This is a genomic window from Microbacterium sp. (assembly GCF_030149085.1).
In the GTDB taxonomy this organism is placed as follows: Bacteria; Actinomycetota; Actinomycetes; order Actinomycetales; family Microbacteriaceae; genus Microbacterium.
The window spans coordinates 1-21389 of sequence record NZ_JASBSF010000264.1; the positions used below are offsets into that span (position 1 = coordinate 1).

Consider the following 21389-nt stretch of genomic DNA (forward strand, 5'->3'; position numbering starts at 1 on the left):
TGGTCGCTGTCGTCGACTCGAGGCCCGGGACGGCCTGGATGGCTGTTTCGATCGGTGTCGACACGTCGTTGGCGACAACCTCAGGCGACGCTCCCGGATACGTCGTGACGACGATGAGAGCGGGGAACTCGATCGAGGGGATCAGTTCCTGCTTCAGGCTGGTCAATGCGAGGCTGCCGAACAGGGCAGCGACGATCGTGACCAGCGCGATGAGGGCGCGGTTTTTCAGGCTCAGGACGGCGAGTTTCGACACGGTGGCCTTTGCTGTGTTCGGTGCTGTCGGGACGCGACGATACGCGGGTGTATCGCCCCCATCTTCGCACGGTGATTCCGGGGGATATCCCGAAAACTCCCGATCAGCCGGCGCCGGGAGCGAGCGCTGCGCCCAGCGCAAGCCCGCCCGCAGCGGCAGCGAGCGAGAGCACGAAGGTTCCGACGACGTTGACGATCGCGATCCGTCCGCGCCGCTCTTCGGCGAGCAGGATCGTCGTGACCGAGACGGCGCTGAAGGTCGTGAAGCCGCCGAGGAGGCCTCCCCCGATGATGAGCTGCAGGTCAGCGGAGGGAGCGGCGCCGGTCAGGATGCCGAGCGCGAACGACCCGACGACGTTGACGACGAAGACTCCCCATGGCGGGCCCCACCAGCGCAGGATGGCGACGTCAGCGCTGTAGCGCAGTGCTGCACCAACGCCGCCGGCGAGCGCACCGAGAGCGAGCAGAAGCGGGCTCATGCGGAGTGTCCACGCGCTGATGCCTGCCGGGGACGGGCGATCCAGAGCCCGGCGAGCGCAGCTACCAGCCCGGCGAGCACGGTGACGACCGCGAGCGGCAGCGATGCCGGGTCCACTGCGAGCACGGCAAAGCTCGAGTAGGTCGTGAACCCTCCCATCACCCCGACTCCCCAGAACGTGCGCATCCTGGTGGCGCGGGCGGGGTCGGCCTGAGCCTCGGCCCGCCCCGTCACCACGCCAAGCAGGAAGGACCCGATGATGTTGATGAGCGGGATGGAAAACCACTGGACCGAGGGATCCTCGATGAGCAGGATGAGCAGTCGCGCGGCAGTACCGATCACCCCGCCCGCGAACACCAGCCACAGTTGAGCCCCCGAGAAGCGCGGTCTGGTCGCCATCCGCTCAGGCTAACGCTCCGACCGGCGCATCGCCGCTCTCGCATACCGGTTTCGGGGCGCGGAAACAACCCCGTTGTCGCGCGGCGTCGACGGTGACATCGTCACGGGGTGGCGAGCGCGCCCGACACGTGTCGAGCATGCTCCCCGACGTCCAACGAAAGGTGCCCCATGAACATCGCACTTCTGCTCGTCATCATCATCGCCGTCGTTCTGGCTATCGTCGGCGGCCTCAACACGGCCTTGAACTGGCTGCTCTGGGTCGCCCTCATTGTCGGTGTGATCGCCCTGATCGCATTCCTGTTCAGGGTGATCAGCGGTAGCCGCCGCTGACGCACCCGCGACGAACGGATGCCGCGCTCCTCGGGGGAGGGGCGCGGCATCCGTTTGCCGTGGCGGGTTCGCGTGACTACAGCCGGGTGGTCACGTACTCCGTGAGCGCGTCGCGCACGAATTCAGCGCCGCCGTTCCCGCCGGCGGATGTCGCGTAGTTGGCCGCGAAGCGAGGGTCAGCCACATACATCTCCGCGAGGCCGAGCACGTAGGGTTTCAGCGCCGCGTCGCCCTCGTGAGCGGGAGTGCCGGGGATGGCGCGCAGCCACGTCACGTGACGCTCCGCCAGGGCCTGCGCCGCGGTCGAGCCTGGCGCGATTCCGGACTCAGCGGCAGCCGCCCAGGCCCGGGCGAGTTCAGCTGTCGCGTCCTTCCACGCCGACTGCTGCTCCGCTCCGAGTGAGCGCCACCACGCGTCCGAGCTGGCGTACGCCTCGGCGCCCCAGCGCTGCTCGACCTCGTCCTTGTAGACGGTGTGGTCGAAGCCGTCGAACATGTCGTCGTTCATCGTCGATTCACCTCCCTCCCATGCCCTGATCGTGGACTCCACCGCAGCGATCTGCCGGGCAAGTCTTGCCTGCTCCGAACGGAGCCATCCGATGTGTGTGCGCAAGGCCGCAGCGGGGTCCTGCTGCGCGTCCACGACCTCGGCGATGTCGCCGAGCGCGAGCCCCAGATCCCGCAGTAGCAAGATCCGCTGCAGTCGCACGAGGGCCTCAGCTCCGTAGTACCGATACCCGTTCGCGCCCGTTCGCGTCGGGGCCAGGATGCCGATGTCGTCGTAGTGCCGCAGCGTGCGTGTGGTCACGCCCGATCGCCGCGATACCTCATGGATGCTCCATTCCGTCATGGCATCCACGGTAGAAGTTGACGTTGCGTCAATGTCAAGAAGGCGCGCGGGGAATCTTGCATGACGCGTTATATCGCGTTATTCTCAAATCGCGTTATATCGCGTCTTTGCTTTCTTGCGACCAGAACGGAGCGGACCGTGACCCTCGAGAAGTGGCTCATTCACCCGGGAGAAACGCGCGTCATCGACCTCGACGATGTGCGTACCCTCAAGATCGGCCTCGTCGGTGGCCAGGTCGATGTCGTCGCCCACGACGAACCCGGGGTGCGAATCGAGGTCTACGGAGTGACTGTCAAAGACCTCCGCATCGAGGCAACCGGCGACGCCGTCGAGATCGATCACCCGCAGCTGCGCTGGGACAACTTCCTCGAGGCCTTCCGCAACTTCGGGTCCGGCGGCCCCAAAGCAGAGGTCAGCGTCGCGGTCCCCCGTTCGGTCGCCCTGAACCTCGGCGTCGTGAATGCGAGCGCCCTCGTTTCGGGGCTTGAGGCCGGCGCACGCCTCAACACCGTGTCGGGCGACATCATCGTCGACGGCCTGAGCGGCGACGTCACGGTCAATGCGGTCTCGGGCGATGTTCAGATCCGGGACCTCACCGGCACCCTGTCGGCGAACAGCGTCTCGGGCGATGTCGCCGCGACCGGCAGCATCCGCAAGGCGACGATCGACACCGTGTCGGGTGACATGCTGGTCGACACCACCGGCAACGCCCACGCCATCAGCCTGAACACGGTCAGCGGTAGCTCAACGATCCGACTCGATGAGGGACTTCCTGCCAACTTCGTCGTGCGCAGCGTGAGCGGTCGCATCCAGATCGACGGCGTGATGCGGTCGGGAAGCGGTGTGACCAACTACACCGGCTCGACCGGCGAGCTGAGCGGCTCCTTCGTGGACGTGCGCACAAACTCCGTCGCTGGCGGACTCACGGTGCTGCGCCGCTCCCCCGCTTCGACACCGGCGGATGCCCCGAGCGAGGCGGAGGGCCTGTGATGGCCCCCGTCTTCTCTCACGGCGACCTGCGCCTGTACCTGCTCTCGCTCCTCGACGAGGGGCCGCGACATGGCTACGACATCATGCAGGCCCTGTCGGATCGCACCGGCGGCACCTACACCCCGAGTGCCGGCACGGTGTACCCGCGGCTCGCGAAGCTCGAGGAGGAGGGCCTGGTGACCAAGACCGTCGACGGTCGCAAGACGATCTACGAGATCACGGATGCCGGCCGCGCCGAGGTGGCATCCCGCGCCGACGACCTCAAGAGCATCGAGGACGGTCTTGCCGATTCGGTGCGCCTCATCGCCGACGAGGTACGCGGGTCGGTGCGTGAGGCGATGAAGAGCCTGCGCGCAGACCTCGCCGCCGCCAGCAGGGCAGAGCGCGAGGATCGCGATCAGCAGGTGCGGGACGTCACCGACGACCTGCGCTCCCTCTCGCGGGAACAACTGCACCGGGCCGAGGTTGCGATCAGCGAGTTCCGCGCCCAGGTGCGCGCCGACCTGCGCACGCACGTTGCCAAGGGCGGCACACTCGCGGCATCCGTCGTGGACGAGCTGGCAACCGGCCTGGACGAGGTGACCCGCGCCATCACTCGCTCACTGCGCGACTGAGGCGGCTCGGATCTCCGGACCGATTGCAGGATGAACCTGCGTTCGGGCCGCTCAGCTGGTCGGCCAGAGATCCTCGTCATCGGGTGCCGGCTCACCCAGAGGCACGACGAGGATCGGGCGCGCCTGCCGGTGGGCCAACCGGGCGGCAACCGACCCGGTGAAGAACTCGCGGATCGACTCGCCGATACCGCGCTTGCGGGTCCCGACGACGAGCAACCGAGCGTCCACCTGCTCCGCGAGGTGCTTGATGGCCAGCGCCGGGTCGCCGACGAGCTGATGGAGGCGCCAGTCGACGTCGAATCCGTCCAGCGCGTGGGCCACGGAGGCGCGCACGAGGTCGATATCCGCCTCGCCCGGCGCGATGTTCACGTCGATAGGAGCGGTGTGCACGTACCCGTCAGGATCTTCGTACGTCACGAACCGGGTGACGTCGACGTGGGCCACAACCAGGGGCGCCTTCATCATGGCGGCGTACTTCGCGGCCTCCTTCACGACGCGGGGGTTCTGGTCGGGAACGACCCCGACGATCACCGCGCCGCGCACCGCCGCCGCGTCCAGGGGCGCCGTTGTGAGCTCTGGCCGTTCGTCCGCCATGGGGATTCCCTCCTCGACATACGGAGCCGAGGGGTGCACAGCCGCGGGCCCTCGAGGGCTCCGTGATATTCTGAATGCTACTCTTCCCGGCGAAAGACCGGATCGTGAATGCACGGGCTGCGGAGCGCGGAGACCCGCGCTTCAGCCCGCGGGTCAGAAATGAGGGGGTCTCGCATGGGGCGTGGCCGTCAAAAGGCGAAACACACCAAGATCGCCCGCGAACTCAAGTCCTACAGCCCGAGCGTCAACTATGCGGCGCTCGAGAAGGAACTGGGTCACCCGTCCGACGATGATCTGTACGTCGACAAGTGGGCCGATGAGTTCGACGACGAGGATGACGAACTCGACGAGACCGCCTGAGCGCGCCTCGTCCCGTCATCGCGCTCCCACTCAGGACTCCTGACTGGCCTCGACCCAAGTGAGATACTCCTCCGTCACGGTTCCGGTGACGTAGCGTCCGTCGAAGCAGCTCATGTCGAGGTCCTCGACATCCGAGCCTTCGAGGATCGCCGCCTTGAGGTCGGCGACCTCCTGGTACACGACGTAATCGGCACCCAGCTCCTCAGCGATCTCGGGGATGGAGCGTCCGTGTGCGACAAGCTCGTGGCGGGTCGGCATGTTGATGCCGTAGACGTGCGGGTATCGCACGGGAGGGGCTGCCGAGGCAAAGGTCACGGATGTCGCACCGGCATCCCGCGCCATCTGGATGATCTGCTTCGAGGTCGTTCCCCGCACGATCGAGTCGTCGATGAGCAGCACGTTCTTGCCCTTGAACTCGCTCGACATCGCGTTGAGCTTCTGTCGCACGCTGCGCTTGCGGGCCGACTGGCCGGGCATGATGAAGGTGCGGCCGACGTACCGGTTCTTGTAGAACCCCTCGCGGTACTCGATGCCGAGCTTGCGCGCGACCTGCATCGCGGCGGGCCGGGATGAGTCAGGAATCGGCATGACGACGTCGATCGTCCCCGCGGGGGTGTACTTCGCGATGGTGTCGGCCAGGCGGTCACCCATGCGCAGCCGTGCCTCGTACACCGAGATCCCGTTCATGATCGAGTCGGGCCGCGCAAGGTAGACGTACTCGAACGAGCACGGCACGAGCTGAGGATCCTCGGCGCACTGCTTCGTGTGCAGATGTCCGTCGAGGTCGATGAACACCGCCTCGCCCGGCATGACGTCGCGGACGACCTCGAACTCGCCGTTTTCGAGCACGAGGGACTCGGACGTGACCACCCACTCGTACGATCCGTCGGCTGCCCGTCGCGTGCCGAGGATCAGGGGTCGGATGCCGAACGGGTCGCGGAAGGCGAGCAGGCCGTGGCCCGCGATGAGGGCGATGGTGGCGTACGAGCCTTCGACGCGGGCGTGGACGCGGGACACGGCTTCGAAGATCTCGTCGGGCTCGAGATCGATCCCCGAAACCGTCGCCTGCAGCTCGCCGGCGAGGACGTTGACCAGCAGCTCGGTGTCGGAGCTCGTGTTCAGGTGGCGACGATCCTTGTGGAAGAGCTCGTCGGTGAGTTCGCGGGTGTTCGTGAGGTTGCCGTTGTGCACCAGCACGATGCCGTACGGCGCGTTGACGTAGAAGGGCTGTGCTTCTTCTTCGCTGGATGCTGTGCCCTTGGTGGCATAACGCACGTGGCCGAGCCCGATCGTGCCGAGCAGCGACCGCATGTCGCGCGTGCGAAATGCCTCGCGCACCTGGCCACGCGCCTTCGTGATGTGAAAGACCCCACTCGGTTCCGCCGTGGCGATTCCGGTCGAGTCCTGCCCGCGGTGCTGCAGCAGCAGAAGCGCGTCGTAGATCTCTTGGTTGACGGGGCCCCGCCCGACCATGCCGACGATTCCACACATGGGGTGTTACTGCGCTCCTTCGGCGAACGATCCGACCAGGCGAACGGCACCGCCGTCAACGCCCTTCGCCCCTTCCACGTACGTGCCACTGGGCCTCGGCCCGTCGGAGACAACGCCGATCTGCCACGCGGCAATACCTTCGGCGGTCAGCGCGGATGCCGCATCCGCTGCCCGATCTGCCGCGACGACCGCGACGAAGCCGATACCGAGATTCCACGTGCCCTCGGTGTCCGAGAGAGGGATGCCGCCAAGGTTGGCAAGTGACTGGAACACCACCGGCGGAGTCCAGGTCGCACGGTCGATATCGACCCAGGTGCCAGCCGGAAGGACGCGCGCGAGGTTCGCAGCAATCCCGCCGCCGGTCACGTGGCTGAGCGAATGCACCCCGCCGCCGGACTGTGCGATCAGCCGCAGCAACGGCGCCGTGTACAAGCGAGTGGGCTCGAGCAGAACCTCACCCCAGGTGGTGCCACCGAACTCGGCCGCGGCATCCGTGTACGACAGGCCGGATGCCGAGACGATGTGGCGCACGAGCGAGTAGCCGTTGGCGTGGAGTCCGCTCGAAGCGAGCGCGAGAACCACGTCACCGTTCTCGACGCGATCGGCCCCGAGCACGGCGTCAGCCTCGACGACGCCCGTTGCAGCTCCCGCGACGTCGTAGTCATCGACGCCGAGCAGGCCCGGGTGTTCGGCTGTCTCACCGCCGACCAGAGCTGTTCCGGTCTCTTCGCAGCCGCGCGCGATACCCGCCACGATGTCGGCGATGCGCTCGGGCACGACCTTGCCGCACGCGATGTAGTCGGTCATGAACAGGGGCCTGGCGCCGACGACGACGATGTCATCGACGACCATTCCGACGAGGTCTTGGCCGATGGTGTCGTGCTTGTCGATGGCCTGGGCGATGGCGACCTTCGTGCCGACGCCGTCGGTGCTCGTCGCGAGCAGCGGACGGCGGTACGAGCGGAGGGTCGACGCGTCGAACAGGCCGGCGAAGCCACCGACACCGCCGAGGACTTCGGGTCCCTGGGTGCGACGGACCGCAGCCTTCATGAGTTCGACGGCGAGGTCACCCGCTGCCGTGTCGACACCTGCTGCGGTGTAGGGATTGCTGGGGGCGTTGTGGGACTCCACCCGAACAGCCTACCGGCGCGTCCTCAGCTCTCGTCGCGCATCCATGGTGGCGGCTGATCGGTCATCGGCCGGGAGAGGTCGTCGACGAAGGTGACCTCCTGCGCAGCACGTGCGTCGCGGATGCGGCGGAGGGTGCGTCGCTCAGCGAAGAGGATGATGCCCGCGCTGATCAGCAGGCACACTGCGACCGACACCATGGCGTTCAGCCCGAACGCCCAGATGACCCCGGCTTCGCCGGACGAGGCAACACCGTCGCCCGACACCGCCCCGAGCGTGGTCAGGATCGCAGCGATGAGGAGGCCCCCAGCGATGCCGGCGCCGAGGATGCGCCCATACCGTGGCGATCGTCGCACGTGAACCCGCTGCACCTGGACGTCGATGATGTGCTCGTGTGGATCCGGTGAGGATGACTCGCGCTGGACTGCCATGTGACTGCCCTCACCCGGTTCCGGTCAGTCGGCCGAGATGATGCGCTCGTGCTCGACCCGCATCGTGCGGGCGCGGCGCGCGTAGATCCGGTCGAGGATGAGGGCCACCGCTCCGCCGAGGGCGACGCCGCTCGAGACGAAGATCAGCAGCAGGAACCCGAAGACCTGCATCTGGGAGTAGACGAGGCCCGTGTTCGGGCTCTCTTGCGTCGTCCCGTCGAACAGGAACGTCAGGATCATCGCGACGAGCAGGCCCAGGGCACCGCCCATCAGCAGGAAGACAGAGTACTTCGGGCTGCGCCGCACCGTCACCTGCTCGAGGTGGTCGTCACTCGTCGGGGACATGGTCTCCATTCTCGCACCCTCCCGCCCAGCGGGATTCGCGGGCGGGAGGGTGCGAGAGCGTGAGGTGTCAGTCGTCGTGTGTGCCGGGCCCGGCATCCGACCCGCGACGGCGGGCGATGAGCACGCCGGCTGCGACGATCACCGCGAGAAGTCCGACACCACCGGCGATCCAGGGCCACACCGGCGCTTCGGGGGCGCTGGATGCCGCATCCTCGGTCATCAGCGGCGCAGCGTCAGCGGGCTCCTCGGCCACGGCGGGTGCCGCCGTGACACAGTCCGAGGTGACGGGGATCACGGCCGAAATCGGGTCGAGCTCCTCACCACTGGAGTAGGTGCCGAAGGCGGCAGCTCCGGCATCCGTGAGTGTCGCCGGGACAGCATCGAGCGTGATGGCACCGTCCGCGACCTCGAGTGACGGCACCGCGAACTGCGCGAACCGCACTCCGGTCTCAGAGACCGAGGCGCCATCCTGCGTCTCACCCGCAACGTCGAAGACCAGAGCAGGTCCGGGGGCCGCACGGAGGTCGTCACGCTGCTGTTGACGGGCATCGCGATCAACGCCATCGCCGGCGCGGGCCTCGCGCTGCTGACCTTCCTCGGCACGACATCGACGCGCGAGCAGATCGTGTTCTGGCAGCTGGGGAGCCTCAACGGAGCCCTCTGGCAGAACATCGCCCTGGTCGCGCCGCTGGTGCTGATCGGATCGATCGTTGCGCTCGTGGTCGCGAATTCGCTCGACCTCTTCGCCCTCGGCGAGCGCACCGCACGGCACCTCGGCGTGCGGGTCGAGGCGTTGCGGATCGTCGTCATCGTGACCGTCGCGCTCCTGGTGTGCGCCGCCGTGGCGTTTGCCGGCATCATCGCCTTCGTCGGACTCGTGATCCCCCACCTGCTGCGGATGGCGATCGGCCCCGCGCACCTGCCGCTCGTGATCACGAGCGCGCTGGGCGGTGCGCTGCTGATCGAACTCGCCGACCTTGTCGCGCGCACCGCCGTTCCGTTGGCAGACCTGCCGATCGGCATGCTCACCTCCCTCATCGGCGGGCCGTTCTTCCTGTGGCTCCTGCTGCGAGCGCGCAAGAGCGCGGGAGGCTGGGCATGAGCATCCGGCTGAGTGCGCGCGGCGTCACGGTCCACCCGGATGCCGCCCCCGCACCGATCCTCGAGAACGCGGACCTCGAGCTGCGGGCGGGCGAAGTCCATGCGCTGGTGGGCCCCAACGGCGCCGGCAAGTCGACCCTGTTCGGAGTTCTCGCCGGAGACATCGCCCCGCGTCCGGGGCTGTCGACCTCGACGGTGCACCCCTGGCCAGCATCCCCCCGAAGGATCTCGCCCGCCAGCGCGCCGTGCTGCTGCAGCAGAACGACGTGGCGTTCGCCTTCACGGTCGAGCAGGTCGTGCGGATGGGGCGCGCTCCGTGGGCTCGCACAGAGCGAGAGGATGCGGATAACGACCTTGTCGACGCTGCGCTCGCCGCGACGGACATCGGGGCTCTGCGTCACCGCGCGGTCCGATCACTCTCCGGCGGAGAGCGGGCCCGTGTCGCCCTGGCCCGGGTGCTGGCGCAGGATGTCGGCATCCTGCTGCTGGATGAACCAACCGCAGCGCTCGACCTGCGTCACCAGGAGGACGTCCTGCGCATCGCGCGAGATCGCGCAGCGGCCGGGGCCGCGGTCGCCCTGGTCGTCCACGATCTGAACGCGGCGCTGGCCTACAGCGATCGCGCCACGCTGCTCTCCTACGGACGGGTCGTCGCCACCGGCACACCCGCCGAGGTGCTTACGGCGGAACGCATCGAGGATGTCTACGGGCAGCCCGTCGACATCCTCACCCACCCCGTCACCGGAGTCGGCGTCGTCGTCCCGAAGCGGTAGTCGGCCCAGCCCGGCACGGATGCTGCGCTCACGGTCGGAGCGGGAGGAGATGCGAGAAGTCGGCGCGCACTCCGGAGGCCCGCAGCGCCCCGGAGGTTTCGGCATCCGACCACCCACTCGCTCCCGTCGCGAGATCGATGAACGTCGCGGCATCCATCTCGACGACGTTGGGCGGGGTGCCGCGGGTGTGACGCGGTCCCTCGATGATCTGTGTCGCCCCGAACGGCGGAACGCGGACCTCGACCGTCGCGCCCGGGGCCTTCTCGGCGAGCAGCTGGAGCAGGTAGCGCACAGCTGTCGCGGTCTCGGGCCGGCCGGCCGTGCCGTCGGCCACGGCCCCGAGGGCGGCGCGTCCGGCTTCGGTCGTGATCTTGGGAGGCACGGTTCCACGCTACGCCGGTCGGTAGGCTGACCGGGTGCGAATTCTCGTCCTCGGCTCCGGTGCCCGTGAACACGCGATCATCACGTCGCTGCGCAGCGAAGGGGAGGCGCACGAGATCTTCGCTGCCCCGGGAAACGCCGGCATCGCCCAGGACATCACGGTGGTCGCCCTTGATGCAAACGACCCTGTCGCCGTCGCCTCCTTCGCACAGACGGAGTCGATCGGTCTCGTCGTGATCGGACCGGAGGCACCCTTGGTGGCCGGGGTCGCTGATGCGCTGCGCGAGCGCGGCATCCCGACCTTCGGGCCGGGTAAGGCCGCCGCACAGCTCGAAGGATCCAAGGCCTTTGCCAAGCGCATCATGACGGCAGCCGGCGTCCCCACGGGACGTGCCACCCACGCCGCCACGCTCGACGAGGTCGCCGCTGCCCTCGACGAATTCGGGGCCCCGCACGTCGTGAAGGCCGACGGACTCGCGGCGGGCAAGGGCGTCATCGTCACCGACGACCGCGAGGCGGCGCTCGAGCATGCAGCCGAGTACCTCGGCACCGGCGGTGTGCTGGTCGAGGAGTTCCTGTCAGGACCGGAGGTGTCGCTCTTCTTCCTCAGCGACGGCGACACCGTGCGGGCGCTCAGTCCCGCCCAGGACTTCAAGCGCCTCCGCGACGGTGACCAGGGCCCGAACACCGGCGGCATGGGCGCTTACTCACCGCTCCCATGGCTGAGCGACGACTGGGGCGGCGAGGCGGCCTTCGTCGAGCAGGTCACCCGTGAGGTCGCTGAGCCCGTCATCCGTCAGCTGGATGCCGAGGGCACGCCGTTCATCGGCCTGCTCTACGCGGGCCTCATCCTGACCGAGCGCGGCGTGCGCGTGATCGAGTTCAACGCGCGCTTCGGAGACCCCGAGACGCAGGTCGTGCTGCCACGCCTGGTCGAGCCGCTGTCAGGGCTTTTGCTGGCGGCAGCCTCGGGCAACCTCGAAGACGTGGCGCAACCGACCTTCCACGACACCGCAGCAGTCACCGTCGTACTGGCGAGCGAGGGTTATCCCGCGGCTCCGCAGGTCGGCCGCCCGATCACGGGCACGGATGCCGCGGCATCCGTCGACGGCGTTCACCTGGCGCATGCCGCAACGGCCGCCGGGCCCGAGGGGCTCGTCGCGACCGGCGGCCGAGTGCTGAATGTCGTGGCGATCGGTGACGACTTCGGCCAGGCGCGCTCGCGTGCTTACGACGCGCTCTCGAAGATCACGCTTGAAGGCGGCCAGTTCCGCACTGACATCGCCGCCCGCGTCAGCTGACGGCCTGTCGCGGCTTGCGGTGGATGAACAGCGACGCCGCGACCGCGATGAGAATCACGGATGCCGGCAGCATGAGGGTCTGAGCCATCGCGGTCGAGAAGCCGTCGGCCACCGCGGCGGGCAGCGTGCCGCCACCGAAGCTCTCGGTGCTTTCGGCGGCTCCCGGCAGGTTCGCTTCGAGCCGTGACTGCATGAACGCCGCGATCGCAGCCGAACCGATCACCGAACCGACGGTGCGGGTCGTGTTGTAGATGCCGGCGCCAGCGCCCGCTTCGCGGGGCGACAGGCTGTTGGTCGCAGCGGTGGCCAGCGGTCCCCACATTCCCGCGTTGCCGATTCCCATCAGGGCCGACGGGAGCAGGAACATCCAGATCGGGGTGTCGACGTTCAGCATCGCGGCGTACCACCACAGCGAAACCGACACCAGAAGGATGCCGGGTACGAGCAGCCAGCGCGCGTCGGTGCGGTCGAGCAACCGCCCGGCCAGCGGTGCGAGCACGCCCGAGAGCACCGCCATCGGAATCAACAGCAGGGCTGACTCGGTCGGGGTGAGCCCGCGGGCCAGCTGCAGGAAGAACATCAGAGGCAGCGCCATCGTCGTCACCGTGAACCCGACGGCAGCGATCGAAAGGTTCGCGAGCGAGAAGTTGCGGTCGCGGAAGAGGGGAAGTGGCACGAGGGGTTCGCTGCGGGTGCGCGCCTGCGTCCAGATGAAGATCCCGAGCAAGATGACCCCGACGATGATGAGTCCCCACACTGAGATGGGGCCCCAAATCACTCCCCAGTCATAGGCCTCTCCCTCTTGCAGCCCGAAGACGATGCAGAAGAGGGCAGCAGCACTGAGCACGACACCCACGATGTCGAAGCGGTGGCGGTGCGTCTCGAGTCGGGGCACCAGAACCGCCGCGAGCACGAACGCGATGACCCCGACGGGCACGTTGATGAAGAAGATCCACTCCCAGCCGAGTCCGTCGACGAGCAGGCCGCCCGCGAGCGGACCGACGAGCGTCGCGACGCCGGCGGTGGCTCCCCACAGGCCCATTGCCGCGCCACGGCGGTGCGGGGGGAATGTGCGGGTGATGACGGCCATCGTCTGGGGGGTCATGAGCGCGGCGCCGAGCCCCTGAACCGCGCGCCAAGCGATGAGCGCGCCAAGCGTCGGTGAGAGGCCGCAGGCCAGGGAGGCCCCCGTGAAGATCACCAGTCCGATGAGGTAGATGGTCTTGGGCCCGAAGCGGTCGCCCAGGCGGCCGGTGATCAGCAGCGGCACGGCGTAGGCCAGCAGGTAGGACGAGGTGACCCACACCACGTTGTCGAGGTTGGCGGTGTTCGGGTCGAGGGCCGCCTTGATGGCGGGGTTGGCCACAGCGACGATCGTCGTGTCGACGAGGATCATGAAGAACCCGATGACAAGCGCGAAGAGGGCGGGCCAGGGGCTCCGTGCCGGAGCGTCGGATGCCGGCGGCGCAGCGGGGCGGGTGGTCTCGGTCATGAGCGTGCAGCTTCTCTCTGTGCGCGATAGACGGTTTCGTGGGGCTTCGGGTCGCCGCCCCAGGCGTAACCCGGGTCGGCAAGGCGATCGATGGTCTGGTGGAGCCACCGGGTCTCAGCGGTCAGCAGCGCTTCCTGGCGCTCGACCTCGATGAGGTATTGCTCGGGGACGCCATCGGCCCGTGCTGCGGCGAGTCCGGTCCGGTGCTCGGCGTAGTCAGCGTCCAGCTCGGTGGCACGCTGCCGGAGGAGTTCGATCACCTCGCTGCGCTCGAGGTTGTGCGCCTCGGCCAGAGCCACGCGGAACTCGACGGGGCGATCGACCCGCGGCAGTTCGGCGCGCAGCCACGCGCGCACCGCTTCGGCGCCCGCGGGCAGGAGCGTGTAGGTGGTGCGCTCGGGGCGGTTGCCGTCGCGGTCGCTGCCGACTTCGTCGATCAGGCCGGCCCGCTGCAGGCGCGCGATCGTGTGATAGAACGTGCCGTTCGTGATGGCGACCATACGGTCGTCGCGGCGGTGGCGCAGCAGCCGGATCATCTCGTACGGATGCATGTCATCCTCACGCAGCAGCGCCATCGCCATGATCGCGATCGGCGTCAGCGTGTGGTGCGCGGGTTTCACGGCGTGCGTCCTTCCAAATATGGTCCATATCGGCTAGTCCACATGGACTATACGCGCATATCGGCATTCGGCCAAGCCGGCGGGTCCCCCCCCTCGAATGCCAGTAGACACGCGGCACCCTGACCCGCGAAGATCGGCTCAGATCAGCCGTCACCGCGGATGTCAGGGCTCAGTGGGGAGGTCACCGATGGTTCGGATCCGTCAGCACCCGCGCGTGCGGGAGGCTCACGCAGATGACATCGACGGCGTCGTCCGGCTGTGGCAATCCGTTGCAGGCTCCGGTGGCGCGGTCTACTCGCTGGCCGAGGTCATCGCCTCGTGCCGCGAGGATGTCGCCATCGTTGCCGTCGTCGGCGAGGAGGTCGTCGGCGCCGCCGTCGGTCGGGCGGCGCACGCCCAGGGGTGGCTCGTCTTCTTCGCCCTCGACGACGAGGTCGATCCGGGTGTCGCGGGCGAGCTGCTCGATGCACTCGAACGCCGGATGGCACCGCTGGGGCTCGGAACCCTGTCGGCCCTCGTGTCCGAGGAGGGCGGCGGAGCCCAACACCTGGTACAGAACGGCTTCCACGAGCAGCGCCACCTGCGCTACTTCGAGCGTCGACTCCCTGTGCAGCGGCGTGAGCTGGATCTGCTGAAGGAGGTCGGTGGCCGCGTCCTTCCCCGCGACCTGTGGAACGCCGTGGCGGGGATGCGGCAGGAGAAGAACCTGCTCGAGGAGCGCCTCGTCGCCCCGCTCGCACAACCCGAGCTGGCTGCCCGGTTCGGGGTCGTGGCACCGCGCGCTGTCATGCTGTTCGGCCCGCCCGGAACGGGGAAGACCACATTTGCCCGCGCCGTCGCGTCCCGCCTCGACTGGCCGTTCGTCGAGCTGTTCCCGTCCCGGCTGGGTGATGCGCCCGGCGGGATGGCCAGCGCCCTACGCACCTCGTTCGAGAAGATCGGTGAGCTCGAACACGCCGTCGTGTTCATCGACGAGGTCGAGGAGATCGCGTCCCGCCGCGGGGGCACACCTCCGTCTCCCACGCAGGGTGTGACGAACGAACTGCTCAAACTCATCGCCGAGTTCCGCGACCGTCCGGGTCGCCTCTTGGTGTGCGCGACCAACTTCGTACGCGCACTGGATGCCGCCTTCCTGCGCCACGGGCGGTTCGACTACGTTCTGCCTATCGGATTGCCCGATGCCGAGGCCCGCGAAGCAATCTGGACGCGCTACATCCCGATCGACTCCCTCGGCGAACTCGATCTGCCGAAGCTCGTGCAGGCAAGCGACGGTCTGACCCCAGCAGATATCGAGTACGCCGCGCGACGTGCCTCGCAAGAGGCGCTCGGCCGAGCGATGCGCGAGGGAGACGCGGCGACGGGGCTCGAGACCGAGGACTACCTCGCGGCGCTGGCATCCACTCGCGCAACGGTTTCGCCCGAAGCGGCAGCGGAGTTCACCGAAGACATCGAGTCGCTCGCTCGCCTGTGACCGGTGCCCGGCACCGGCCTGTCATCGGCCCACGGCAGGGCGCGGCGACCTGCGAGAATGCTCGGGTGACAGATCACGGCGCTCCCGTTTCGCTGCCCGGATGGCATCCCGTCTACTCGGGCAAAGTCCGTGACCTCTACCTTCCTGACGATGAGACCGACACCCGGATGCTGGTGGTCGCGAGCGACCGCGTCAGCGCGTTCGACCACGTGCTCGAGCCCGGGATCCCCGGTAAGGGAACACTGCTGACCACGCTGAGCCTGTGGTGGTTCACGCAGCTCGCGGGGGCTGACGGCGGCGCGCCGATTCCGAACCATCTCGCGGGCGATCAGGCCGAGGTTCCGGATGCCGTCAGCGGCCGTGCCATGCTCGTGCACCGCCTCGAAATGTTGCCGATCGAGTGCGTCGTGCGCGGCTACCTAACCGGTTCGGGCTGGGCAGAATACACCGCGAGCGGCACGGTATGCGGCATCCAGCTGCCGGCGGGACTCAGCAACGGAGACCGCCTTCCCGAGCCCCTGTTCACGCCCGCCTACAAGGCCCCGCTCGGCGAGCACGACGAGAACATCACGTTCGACCAGACCGTCGAGCTCGTCGGAGCCGACCGCGCGGCACAGCTTCGCGACCTCTCGCTGGAGACCTACCGCCGCGCCGCCGACACCGCCGCTGGGCGCGGACTGATCCTCGCTGACACGAAGTTCGAGTTCGGCATCCGTGACGGAGAGCTGACCCTGGCCGATGAGGTGCTGACGAGCGATTCGTCCCGCTACTGGGATGCCGAGGCGTGGCGAACCGGAACGACTCCGGCCGAGCGCATGGCGAGCTTCGACAAGCAGATCGTGCGCGACTGGCTTGCAGCAGCCTGGGACAAGACCGGCACGCCCCCCGACCTGCCCGCCGAGATCGTCGAGCGGACTGCCGAGAAGTACCGAGAACTCATCGACCGCCTGACGAGCTCCTGACCCCGACCCGGCGGCGGGACTGCCCTCAGGAGCTCTGCCGGACGATCAGCTCCGTGTCGAGAATCGTCGCGTGCGGGGGCGTCCCGCCGGCGAGCAGGTCGAGCAGCACGCTCACCATGTGCTCCCCCTGCTCGAACGACGGTTGGCGAATCGTCGTGAGCGGTGGGTCCACGGTTTCGGCGACCGGTGAGTCATCGAAACCGATGATGGCGACATCCGTCGGCACCTTCAGCCCCGCGCCGGCGAGCACCGAGATGGCACCCTGGGCCATGAGGTCGCTCGCGATGAACAGCGCGCGCGGCGGCGGCCCGGCGTTCAGGATGCGGCGCATCGCGCCTGCACCACCGTCGGTCGTGAACCCGCCGTCGGCGTGCGCTCCCTCCGGAAGGCCTGCTTCGGCGAGCGCCTGCCGGTATCCGGCGAGGCGGTCCACGCCGCCGGGCATCGTGAGGGGTCCGGTGATCGTGCCGATGTCGGTGTAGCCCTTCTCGATCAGGTACCGGGTGGCGTCGTACCCGGCGCGGACGTTGTCGACATCCACGTAATAGTCGGTGCCCCGCTCGCGCACCGGACGGCCACCGTAGACCACGGGGACTGCTGCCGCGATGCGATCGATGAACGTGTCACTCGTGTGGTGCGAGACGATCAGGGCGCCGTCGACGCTTCCCGACCGCAGGTAGCTCGTGGTCTTGTCACCCGGGTCGTCGCTGGCGATGAAGAGGTTGAGCACGTAGTCAGACGAGCGCAGCCCCGCGTTGATCCCCGAGACGATGGCGGCAAAGAACGGGTCACCGAAGAAGCGGGTTGTGTCTTCGGGCACCACCAACGCCAGGGCCCGGGTCTGGCGGCTGGCAAGCGAGCGCGCAGCACGGTTGGGCACATAGTTCAACTCGGCGATCGCGCGGTTGACGGCATCCAGAGCCGCAGGGCTCACCGCCGTCGAGCCGTTGACCACACGCGAGACCGTCGAGCGCGAAACACCGGCAGCTGCAGCCACCTCTTCGATCGTCACAGCACCGCGAAACGGGGTAGCCCGTACAAGCTCCTCGCCCACGACGGCCTCGCTCATCGTTCCACCGTCCACGTGGGTATCCTCCCTCGGCGGGCGCCTCGCCTAGGGCGATTCGGGTAGCGCCCGCGCGGCGATGATCTCGCGGTAGCGGGCACCGCTGTCTTTGACGACCCGCTCCTGCGTGTCGTACTCGACTCGTACGATACCGAACCGCTTCGCGTATCCCCACGCCCACTCGTAGTTGTCCATGAGTGACCAGTAAAAGTACCCGCGCACATCGACACCGGCATCCGCCGCGTCGAGGATCGCCGCGAGGTGGTCTTCGAGAAAGGCGGTACGGGCGGCATCGTGGACGCGGGCCCCGCCGGCTTCGTCGACACGGATGTCGTCAAAGGCAGCACCGTTCTCGGTGACGTACAGCGTGACACCGGCCGGCTCGGCGTAGTCGTCCCACACGCGTCGCAGCAGGGTGGTCAGACCCGAGGGCTGGATCTCCCAGTTCATGGCCGTGCGCGGCAGGCCACGGTCGTGCCAGAAGATTCCCTCGTGCGAAGGGAACGGGGACGCCGTCTCTCGCTCGGTGGGAGCCTCACCGCCGCCGGGGCTGACCGCCGGGGGCGTGCCGCCGACGAGTTCGCCGTGGTAGTAGTTCACCCCGAGGCTGTCGATCGGCGTCGAGATCACGGCGAGGTCGGCATCCGAGACCGCCCCCTCCCACTCGGCTACCGCGGCCGCGTCGACGGCACGGATGTCTTCGACGATGTCGGCCGGGTACGAACCGCGGAAGATCGGGTCGAGGAACCACCGGTTGAACTGGCCGTCGATCCGACGGGCGGCGTCGAGGTCGGCTGGTGCGTCGGTGACGGGCTCGGCAACGGTGAGGTTCAGCGTGATCCCGAGGTTCAGCGACTCATCGCGCGCGCGCAATTCCCGCACCACCTGGCCGTGACCGAGCAGCAGGTGGTGCGAGGCGAGCATCCCTTCGGCGATGCTGAATCGACCGGGGGCATGGATGCCGGCGGTGTAGCTGAGGAACGACGAGCACCACGGCTCGTTCAGGGTGGTCCAGACCTTGACGCGGTCGCCGAGGGCATCGTGCACGTCAAGCGCGTACTCGGTGAACAGGTCTGCGGTCTCACGCGCGGCCCAGCCGCCACGCTCCTGCAACGCCTGCGGCAGGTCCCAGTGGTAGAGCGTGAGCCACGGCAGAATGTCGGCATCCAGCAGCTCGTCGACCAGGCGCTTGTAGAAGTCGAGCCCCGCCGGGTTGATCGCGCCGCCGTCGGGGCGGATCCGCGACCACGAGGTCGAGAAGCGGTACGTCTGCAGTCCGAGGTCGCGCATCAGCGCGACATCCTCGCGATACCGGTGATAGTGGTCGCACGCGACGTCGCCGTTGTCGGCGTTGATCACCGCTCCCGGGACGCGGCTGAAGGCATCCCAGATCGAATCGCGGCGCCCGTCTTCGTGGGCAGCGCCCTCGATCTGATAGGCCGCGGTCGCTGCGCCGAACAGGAAGTTCGTCGGGAACGGGCGTGCCGACACGGATGCCGTTGCCACGGTTTCGGTCGAGAAATTGGTGGTCATTTCAGCCTTTCACTGCTCCCGCCATGATGCCGCTCACGAGTTGCTTGCCCGCGAAAATGAAGAGAATCAGGAGCGGAATCGTAGCGAGGATCACTCCGGCGAGAACGATCGAGTAGTCGACGAAGTAGTTGGACTGCAAGAGCGAGAGCGCGACGGGAAGGGTCGGGTTCTGCCGGTCGAGCACGATGAACGGCCAGAAGAAGTTGTTCCAGGCCGTCACGAACGTGAACAGTCCGAGCATCGCGGCGGCGGGACGAGCCGCCGGGATGCCGATGGTCCAGAAGGTGCGGAACGAGCTGGCACCGTCGACGCGTGCAGCCTCGATCAGCTCATCGGGCACCGCCTGCTGCAGGTACTGCGTCATCCAGAACACCCCGAACGCCGTCACGAGCGCGGGAATGATGATCGCGCCGATCTGGCCGGTCCATCCGAGGTCGGAGAACAGGATGTACAGCGGCACGACGCCGAGCTGCGTGGGAACCGCCATGGTCGCGATCACGAAGACGAGCAGCCAGCGGCTCCCCGCGAAACGCAGTTTCGCGAAGGCCCATCCGGCAAGCGTCGAGAAGAAGACCACGGATGCCGCGATGACCACCGAGCTCCAGATGCTGTTCCACAGGGCCAGCCAGAAGTTCACGGCGGGGTTGGAGACCACGGCAGCGGCGTTTGCGAAGAAGTTGCCACCGGGGATCCACGACATGTTGGGGTCGCGGATCGTGCTCGAGTCCCCCGAACCGATGAGGATCGACCAGTAGTAGGGGAAGAAGCACCCGAGCAGGAAGACACCGAGGACGGCGTACGTGACCCATCCGGGGCGCTGGCCACGGATACCGCGGCGGCGCCGAGGCTTGCGCTCTTCCGGCGGGTACTCGTCGTGCGGGGCTACCGGGATCGGCTCGACGGCGGTCATCGCACGTCCTCCTTGGATGTCGATTCGACGGCGGACTCGGCCGCCAGTCGTTCGCGCGCCGCGCGGCTCTGAGCACGCCTCTCGCGGCGGCTGAGTTCACCCCGGCCGCCTTCGGTGCGCACAACGCTCTGGGTCACGAGCAGGTTGATGACACCGATCACGAGGATGATGATGAACAGGATCCAGGCAAGGGCCGCGGCACGGCCGAAGTTCCACTCACCCCACCCGATGTTGTAGAGCCAGAGGGTGATGGTCAGCCACTGCGAGTCGGCCCCGCCGGTGCCGTACTGGTCGTACATGCGCGGCTCATCGAAGATCTGCAGGCCACCGATCGTTGAGGTGATGATGACGAAGATGAGGGTGGGTCGCAGGCTCGGGACCGTGATGGAGAAGAACTGCCGGATGCGTCCCGCACCGTCCACGGTCGCTGCTTCGTAGTAGTCGCGCGGGATCGCCTGCATCGCGGCGAGCAGGATGAGGGTGTTGTATCCGGTCCACCGGAAGTTGACCATCGTCGCGATCGCGATGTGGCTGGCGAAGGCATCCGAGTGCCACGGAACGGCCGGGATACCGATCGAGGCGAGGAAGTTGTTCACCAGGCCGTACTGGTCGGCGAACATGTTGCTGAAGATGAGGGCAACCGCTACCGGAGCCATGACATAGGGGACGAGGACGCCCATGCGCCAGAACGTCTTGGCGCGGATGTTCTGGTCGAGCATCGCCGCGATGAAGATCGCGATGATCAGCTGCGGCACGCTCGAGAGCAAGAAGATGCTGAAGGTGTTGCGCAGCGCAATCCAGAACTTGGGGTTCGACAGAACCCATGTGTACTGCTCGAAGCCGATGAACTCGCCGGAGTTTCGGACCAGGTCCCAGTCCATGAACGAGATCACTGCCGTGTAGGCGATCGGGAAGAGTCCGACCACGAAGAAGAGGATGAAGAACGGCGAGATGTAGAGGTAGGGCGAGAGCTTCAGGTCCCACCGGCTGAGGCGGTGCCCGAAACCGATGCGGCGCGGGGGCCGGTCGGGGTTCTTCGCCGGAGCGTCAGATGCCGGGCGAGCGAGTGTGCTGGTCACGAGAGCTTCCTGAGATCGAGGGGAGGTGCCGCGGGCCCGGCGGCAGGGCGCCGGGGCCGCGGCGGGGTTTATCAGCCGATCAGGTCGACATGAGACCCCCACTGGTCCCACGACTGCTGCGGGTTCTGCGTGCCGTCTTCGACACGGGTCAGCGCCTGCTGCATGGCGTCGTTGATCTGGAAGTAGTACTGGCCCTTGAACGGTGCGACGTCAACGGCGTTGGCGCGATCGGTGAAGATCGAACCCACGGGAGCGTTGTTGAAGTACTCGTTCGTGGAGTCCAGCAGGATCGGGTCAGCCAGAGCGTCCACCTGGCTCGGGAACGTTCCAGCGTCCTCGAAGGCGGTGATCTGCTGCTCCGGAGCGGTCAACCAGTCGGCCAGCTGCTGGGCAGCGGCGACGTTCGCGCCGTTGGCAGGAACGGTCAGGTACGAGCCG

24 protein-coding genes and 3 pseudogenes are annotated in these 21389 nt (G+C 67.7%); 9 read left to right on the plus strand and 18 right to left on the minus strand.

Annotation, left to right across the window (positions count from 1 at the left end):
- The 3 genes from Q1V87_RS10585 to Q1V87_RS10595 all read right to left on the minus strand — a co-directional run.
- Positions 1-253 (minus strand): efflux RND transporter permease subunit (locus Q1V87_RS10585; protein WP_300592423.1); only part of this gene is annotated, 253 nt, incomplete at its 3' end.
- A 103-nt stretch (positions 254-356) separates the two neighbouring features.
- On the minus strand, positions 357-731 hold the full coding sequence (locus tag Q1V87_RS10590) for a CrcB family protein (protein WP_292712941.1): 375 nt from the start codon (positions 729-731) through the stop codon (positions 357-359).
- A complete protein-coding gene (locus Q1V87_RS10595; protein WP_300592426.1) occupies positions 728-1129 on the minus strand; it encodes a CrcB family protein in 402 nt (133 codons plus the stop codon). Before Q1V87_RS10595 ends, Q1V87_RS10590 begins: the two co-directional genes overlap by 4 nt.
- Before the next feature lie 168 nt (positions 1130-1297).
- Between Q1V87_RS10595 and Q1V87_RS10600 the strand changes: the two genes are divergently transcribed.
- Positions 1298-1459 carry a hypothetical protein gene (locus Q1V87_RS10600; protein WP_292712937.1) on the plus strand — a complete coding sequence of 54 codons (162 nt, stop codon included), beginning with the start codon at positions 1298-1300 and terminating at the stop codon, positions 1457-1459.
- 76 nt (positions 1460-1535) lie between these two features.
- Here Q1V87_RS10600 and Q1V87_RS10605 read toward each other — a convergent pair whose 3' ends face one another.
- Positions 1536-2309 carry a MerR family transcriptional regulator gene (locus Q1V87_RS10605; protein WP_300592430.1) on the minus strand — a complete coding sequence of 258 codons (774 nt, stop codon included), beginning with the start codon at positions 2307-2309 and terminating at the stop codon, positions 1536-1538.
- Positions 2310-2447: 138 nt separating this feature from the next.
- Here Q1V87_RS10605 and Q1V87_RS10610 point away from each other — a divergent pair, with 138 nt between their 5' ends.
- Positions 2448-3299 (plus strand): DUF4097 family beta strand repeat-containing protein, encoded by an 852-nt coding sequence (locus Q1V87_RS10610; protein ID WP_300592433.1) that lies wholly within the window; start codon positions 2448-2450, stop codon positions 3297-3299.
- On the plus strand, positions 3299-3913 hold the full coding sequence (locus tag Q1V87_RS10615) for a PadR family transcriptional regulator (protein WP_292713191.1): 615 nt from the start codon (positions 3299-3301) through the stop codon (positions 3911-3913). Before Q1V87_RS10610 ends, Q1V87_RS10615 begins: the two co-directional genes overlap by 1 nt.
- A gap of 51 nt (positions 3914-3964) precedes the next feature.
- On the opposite strand, the gene Q1V87_RS10620 is transcribed toward Q1V87_RS10615, so the two are convergent.
- Positions 3965-4507, minus strand: coding sequence for a universal stress protein (locus Q1V87_RS10620; protein WP_300592436.1), 543 nt, complete (start codon positions 4505-4507; stop codon positions 3965-3967).
- 174 nt (positions 4508-4681) lie between these two features.
- On the opposite strand from Q1V87_RS10620, the gene Q1V87_RS10625 reads away from it, so the two are divergent.
- A complete protein-coding gene (locus Q1V87_RS10625) occupies positions 4682-4867 on the plus strand; it encodes a DUF3073 domain-containing protein (protein WP_228179361.1) in 186 nt (61 codons plus the stop codon).
- Positions 4868-4897: 30 nt separating this feature from the next.
- Here the strand turns inward: Q1V87_RS10625 and purF are convergent, their stop codons facing one another.
- The 5 genes from purF to Q1V87_RS10650 are packed head-to-tail and all read right to left on the minus strand — an operon-like array spanning position 4898 to position 8704.
- Entirely contained in the window at positions 4898-6358 is a 1461-nt protein-coding gene (gene purF / locus Q1V87_RS10630) for an amidophosphoribosyltransferase (RefSeq protein WP_292712928.1), read from the minus strand.
- A gap of 6 nt (positions 6359-6364) precedes the next feature.
- Positions 6365-7489 (minus strand): phosphoribosylformylglycinamidine cyclo-ligase, encoded by a 1125-nt coding sequence (gene purM, locus Q1V87_RS10635; protein ID WP_300592440.1) that lies wholly within the window; start codon positions 7487-7489, stop codon positions 6365-6367.
- Positions 7490-7512: 23 nt separating this feature from the next.
- On the minus strand, positions 7513-7917 hold the full coding sequence (locus Q1V87_RS10640) for a hypothetical protein (protein WP_300592442.1): 405 nt from the start codon (positions 7915-7917) through the stop codon (positions 7513-7515).
- A gap of 24 nt (positions 7918-7941) precedes the next feature.
- Positions 7942-8271: a potassium transporter Trk gene (locus Q1V87_RS10645; RefSeq protein WP_366945436.1), complete on the minus strand. Its 330-nt coding sequence runs from the start codon at positions 8269-8271 to the stop codon at positions 7942-7944.
- 58 nt (positions 8272-8329) lie between these two features.
- Positions 8330-8704, minus strand: a complete 375-nt coding sequence (locus tag Q1V87_RS10650) for an HtaA domain-containing protein (RefSeq protein WP_300592445.1) — start codon at positions 8702-8704, stop codon at positions 8330-8332.
- A 57-nt stretch (positions 8705-8761) separates the two neighbouring features.
- Between Q1V87_RS10650 and Q1V87_RS10655 the strand changes: the two are divergent.
- Together Q1V87_RS10655 and Q1V87_RS10660 are read left to right on the plus strand one after the other, a co-directional pair.
- A pseudogene (locus Q1V87_RS10655) lies at positions 8762-9364 on the plus strand (iron ABC transporter permease); the annotation flags it as partial.
- Positions 9361-10136: pseudogene (locus tag Q1V87_RS10660) on the plus strand (heme ABC transporter ATP-binding protein). The pseudogenes Q1V87_RS10655 and Q1V87_RS10660, both read left to right, overlap by 4 nt.
- A gap of 28 nt (positions 10137-10164) precedes the next feature.
- Here the strand turns inward: Q1V87_RS10660 and Q1V87_RS10665 are convergent.
- Positions 10165-10518 (minus strand): sterol carrier family protein, encoded by a 354-nt coding sequence (locus tag Q1V87_RS10665; RefSeq protein ID WP_300592448.1) that lies wholly within the window; start codon positions 10516-10518, stop codon positions 10165-10167.
- 34 nt (positions 10519-10552) lie between these two features.
- On the opposite strand from Q1V87_RS10665, the gene purD reads away from it, so the two are divergent.
- The gene (gene purD, locus Q1V87_RS10670; RefSeq protein WP_300592451.1) at positions 10553-11818 is read left to right on the plus strand and encodes a phosphoribosylamine--glycine ligase; all 1266 of its coding nucleotides are present in this window, start codon (positions 10553-10555) and stop codon (positions 11816-11818) included.
- Here the strand turns inward: purD and Q1V87_RS10675 are convergent.
- Together Q1V87_RS10675 and Q1V87_RS10680 are read right to left on the minus strand one after the other, a co-directional pair.
- Positions 11811-13310 (minus strand): DHA2 family efflux MFS transporter permease subunit, encoded by a 1500-nt coding sequence (locus Q1V87_RS10675; RefSeq protein ID WP_300592454.1) that lies wholly within the window; start codon positions 13308-13310, stop codon positions 11811-11813. The genes purD and Q1V87_RS10675 overlap by 8 nt on opposite strands.
- Entirely contained in the window at positions 13307-13930 is a 624-nt protein-coding gene (locus tag Q1V87_RS10680; RefSeq protein WP_300592457.1) for a PadR family transcriptional regulator, read from the minus strand. Before Q1V87_RS10680 ends, Q1V87_RS10675 begins: the two co-directional genes overlap by 4 nt.
- A 187-nt stretch (positions 13931-14117) precedes the next feature.
- Between Q1V87_RS10680 and Q1V87_RS10685 the strand changes: the two genes are divergently transcribed.
- The gene (locus Q1V87_RS10685; RefSeq protein WP_300592460.1) at positions 14118-15401 is read left to right on the plus strand and encodes an AAA family ATPase; all 1284 of its coding nucleotides are present in this window, start codon (positions 14118-14120) and stop codon (positions 15399-15401) included.
- Positions 15402-15466: 65 nt separating this feature from the next.
- The gene (locus tag Q1V87_RS10690) at positions 15467-16363 is read left to right on the plus strand and encodes a phosphoribosylaminoimidazolesuccinocarboxamide synthase (protein ID WP_300592463.1); all 897 of its coding nucleotides are present in this window, start codon (positions 15467-15469) and stop codon (positions 16361-16363) included.
- A gap of 25 nt (positions 16364-16388) precedes the next feature.
- Here Q1V87_RS10690 and Q1V87_RS10695 read toward each other — a convergent pair whose 3' ends face one another.
- From Q1V87_RS10695 to Q1V87_RS10715, 5 genes and pseudogenes are all read right to left on the minus strand, one after another.
- The gene (locus Q1V87_RS10695; protein WP_300592466.1) at positions 16389-17432 is read right to left on the minus strand and encodes a LacI family DNA-binding transcriptional regulator; all 1044 of its coding nucleotides are present in this window, start codon (positions 17430-17432) and stop codon (positions 16389-16391) included.
- A gap of 45 nt (positions 17433-17477) precedes the next feature.
- Entirely contained in the window at positions 17478-18962 is a 1485-nt protein-coding gene (locus Q1V87_RS10700) for a GH1 family beta-glucosidase (RefSeq protein ID WP_300592469.1), read from the minus strand.
- Between the two features lies 1 nt (position 18963).
- Entirely contained in the window at positions 18964-19872 is a 909-nt protein-coding gene (locus tag Q1V87_RS10705; RefSeq protein ID WP_300592472.1) for a carbohydrate ABC transporter permease, read from the minus strand.
- On the minus strand, positions 19869-20951 hold the full coding sequence (locus Q1V87_RS10710; RefSeq protein WP_300592475.1) for a carbohydrate ABC transporter permease: 1083 nt from the start codon (positions 20949-20951) through the stop codon (positions 19869-19871). The genes Q1V87_RS10705 and Q1V87_RS10710 overlap by 4 nt, the downstream gene beginning before the upstream one ends.
- 71 nt (positions 20952-21022) lie before the next feature.
- Positions 21023-21389 (minus strand): annotated as a pseudogene (locus tag Q1V87_RS10715) (carbohydrate ABC transporter substrate-binding protein); the annotation flags it as partial.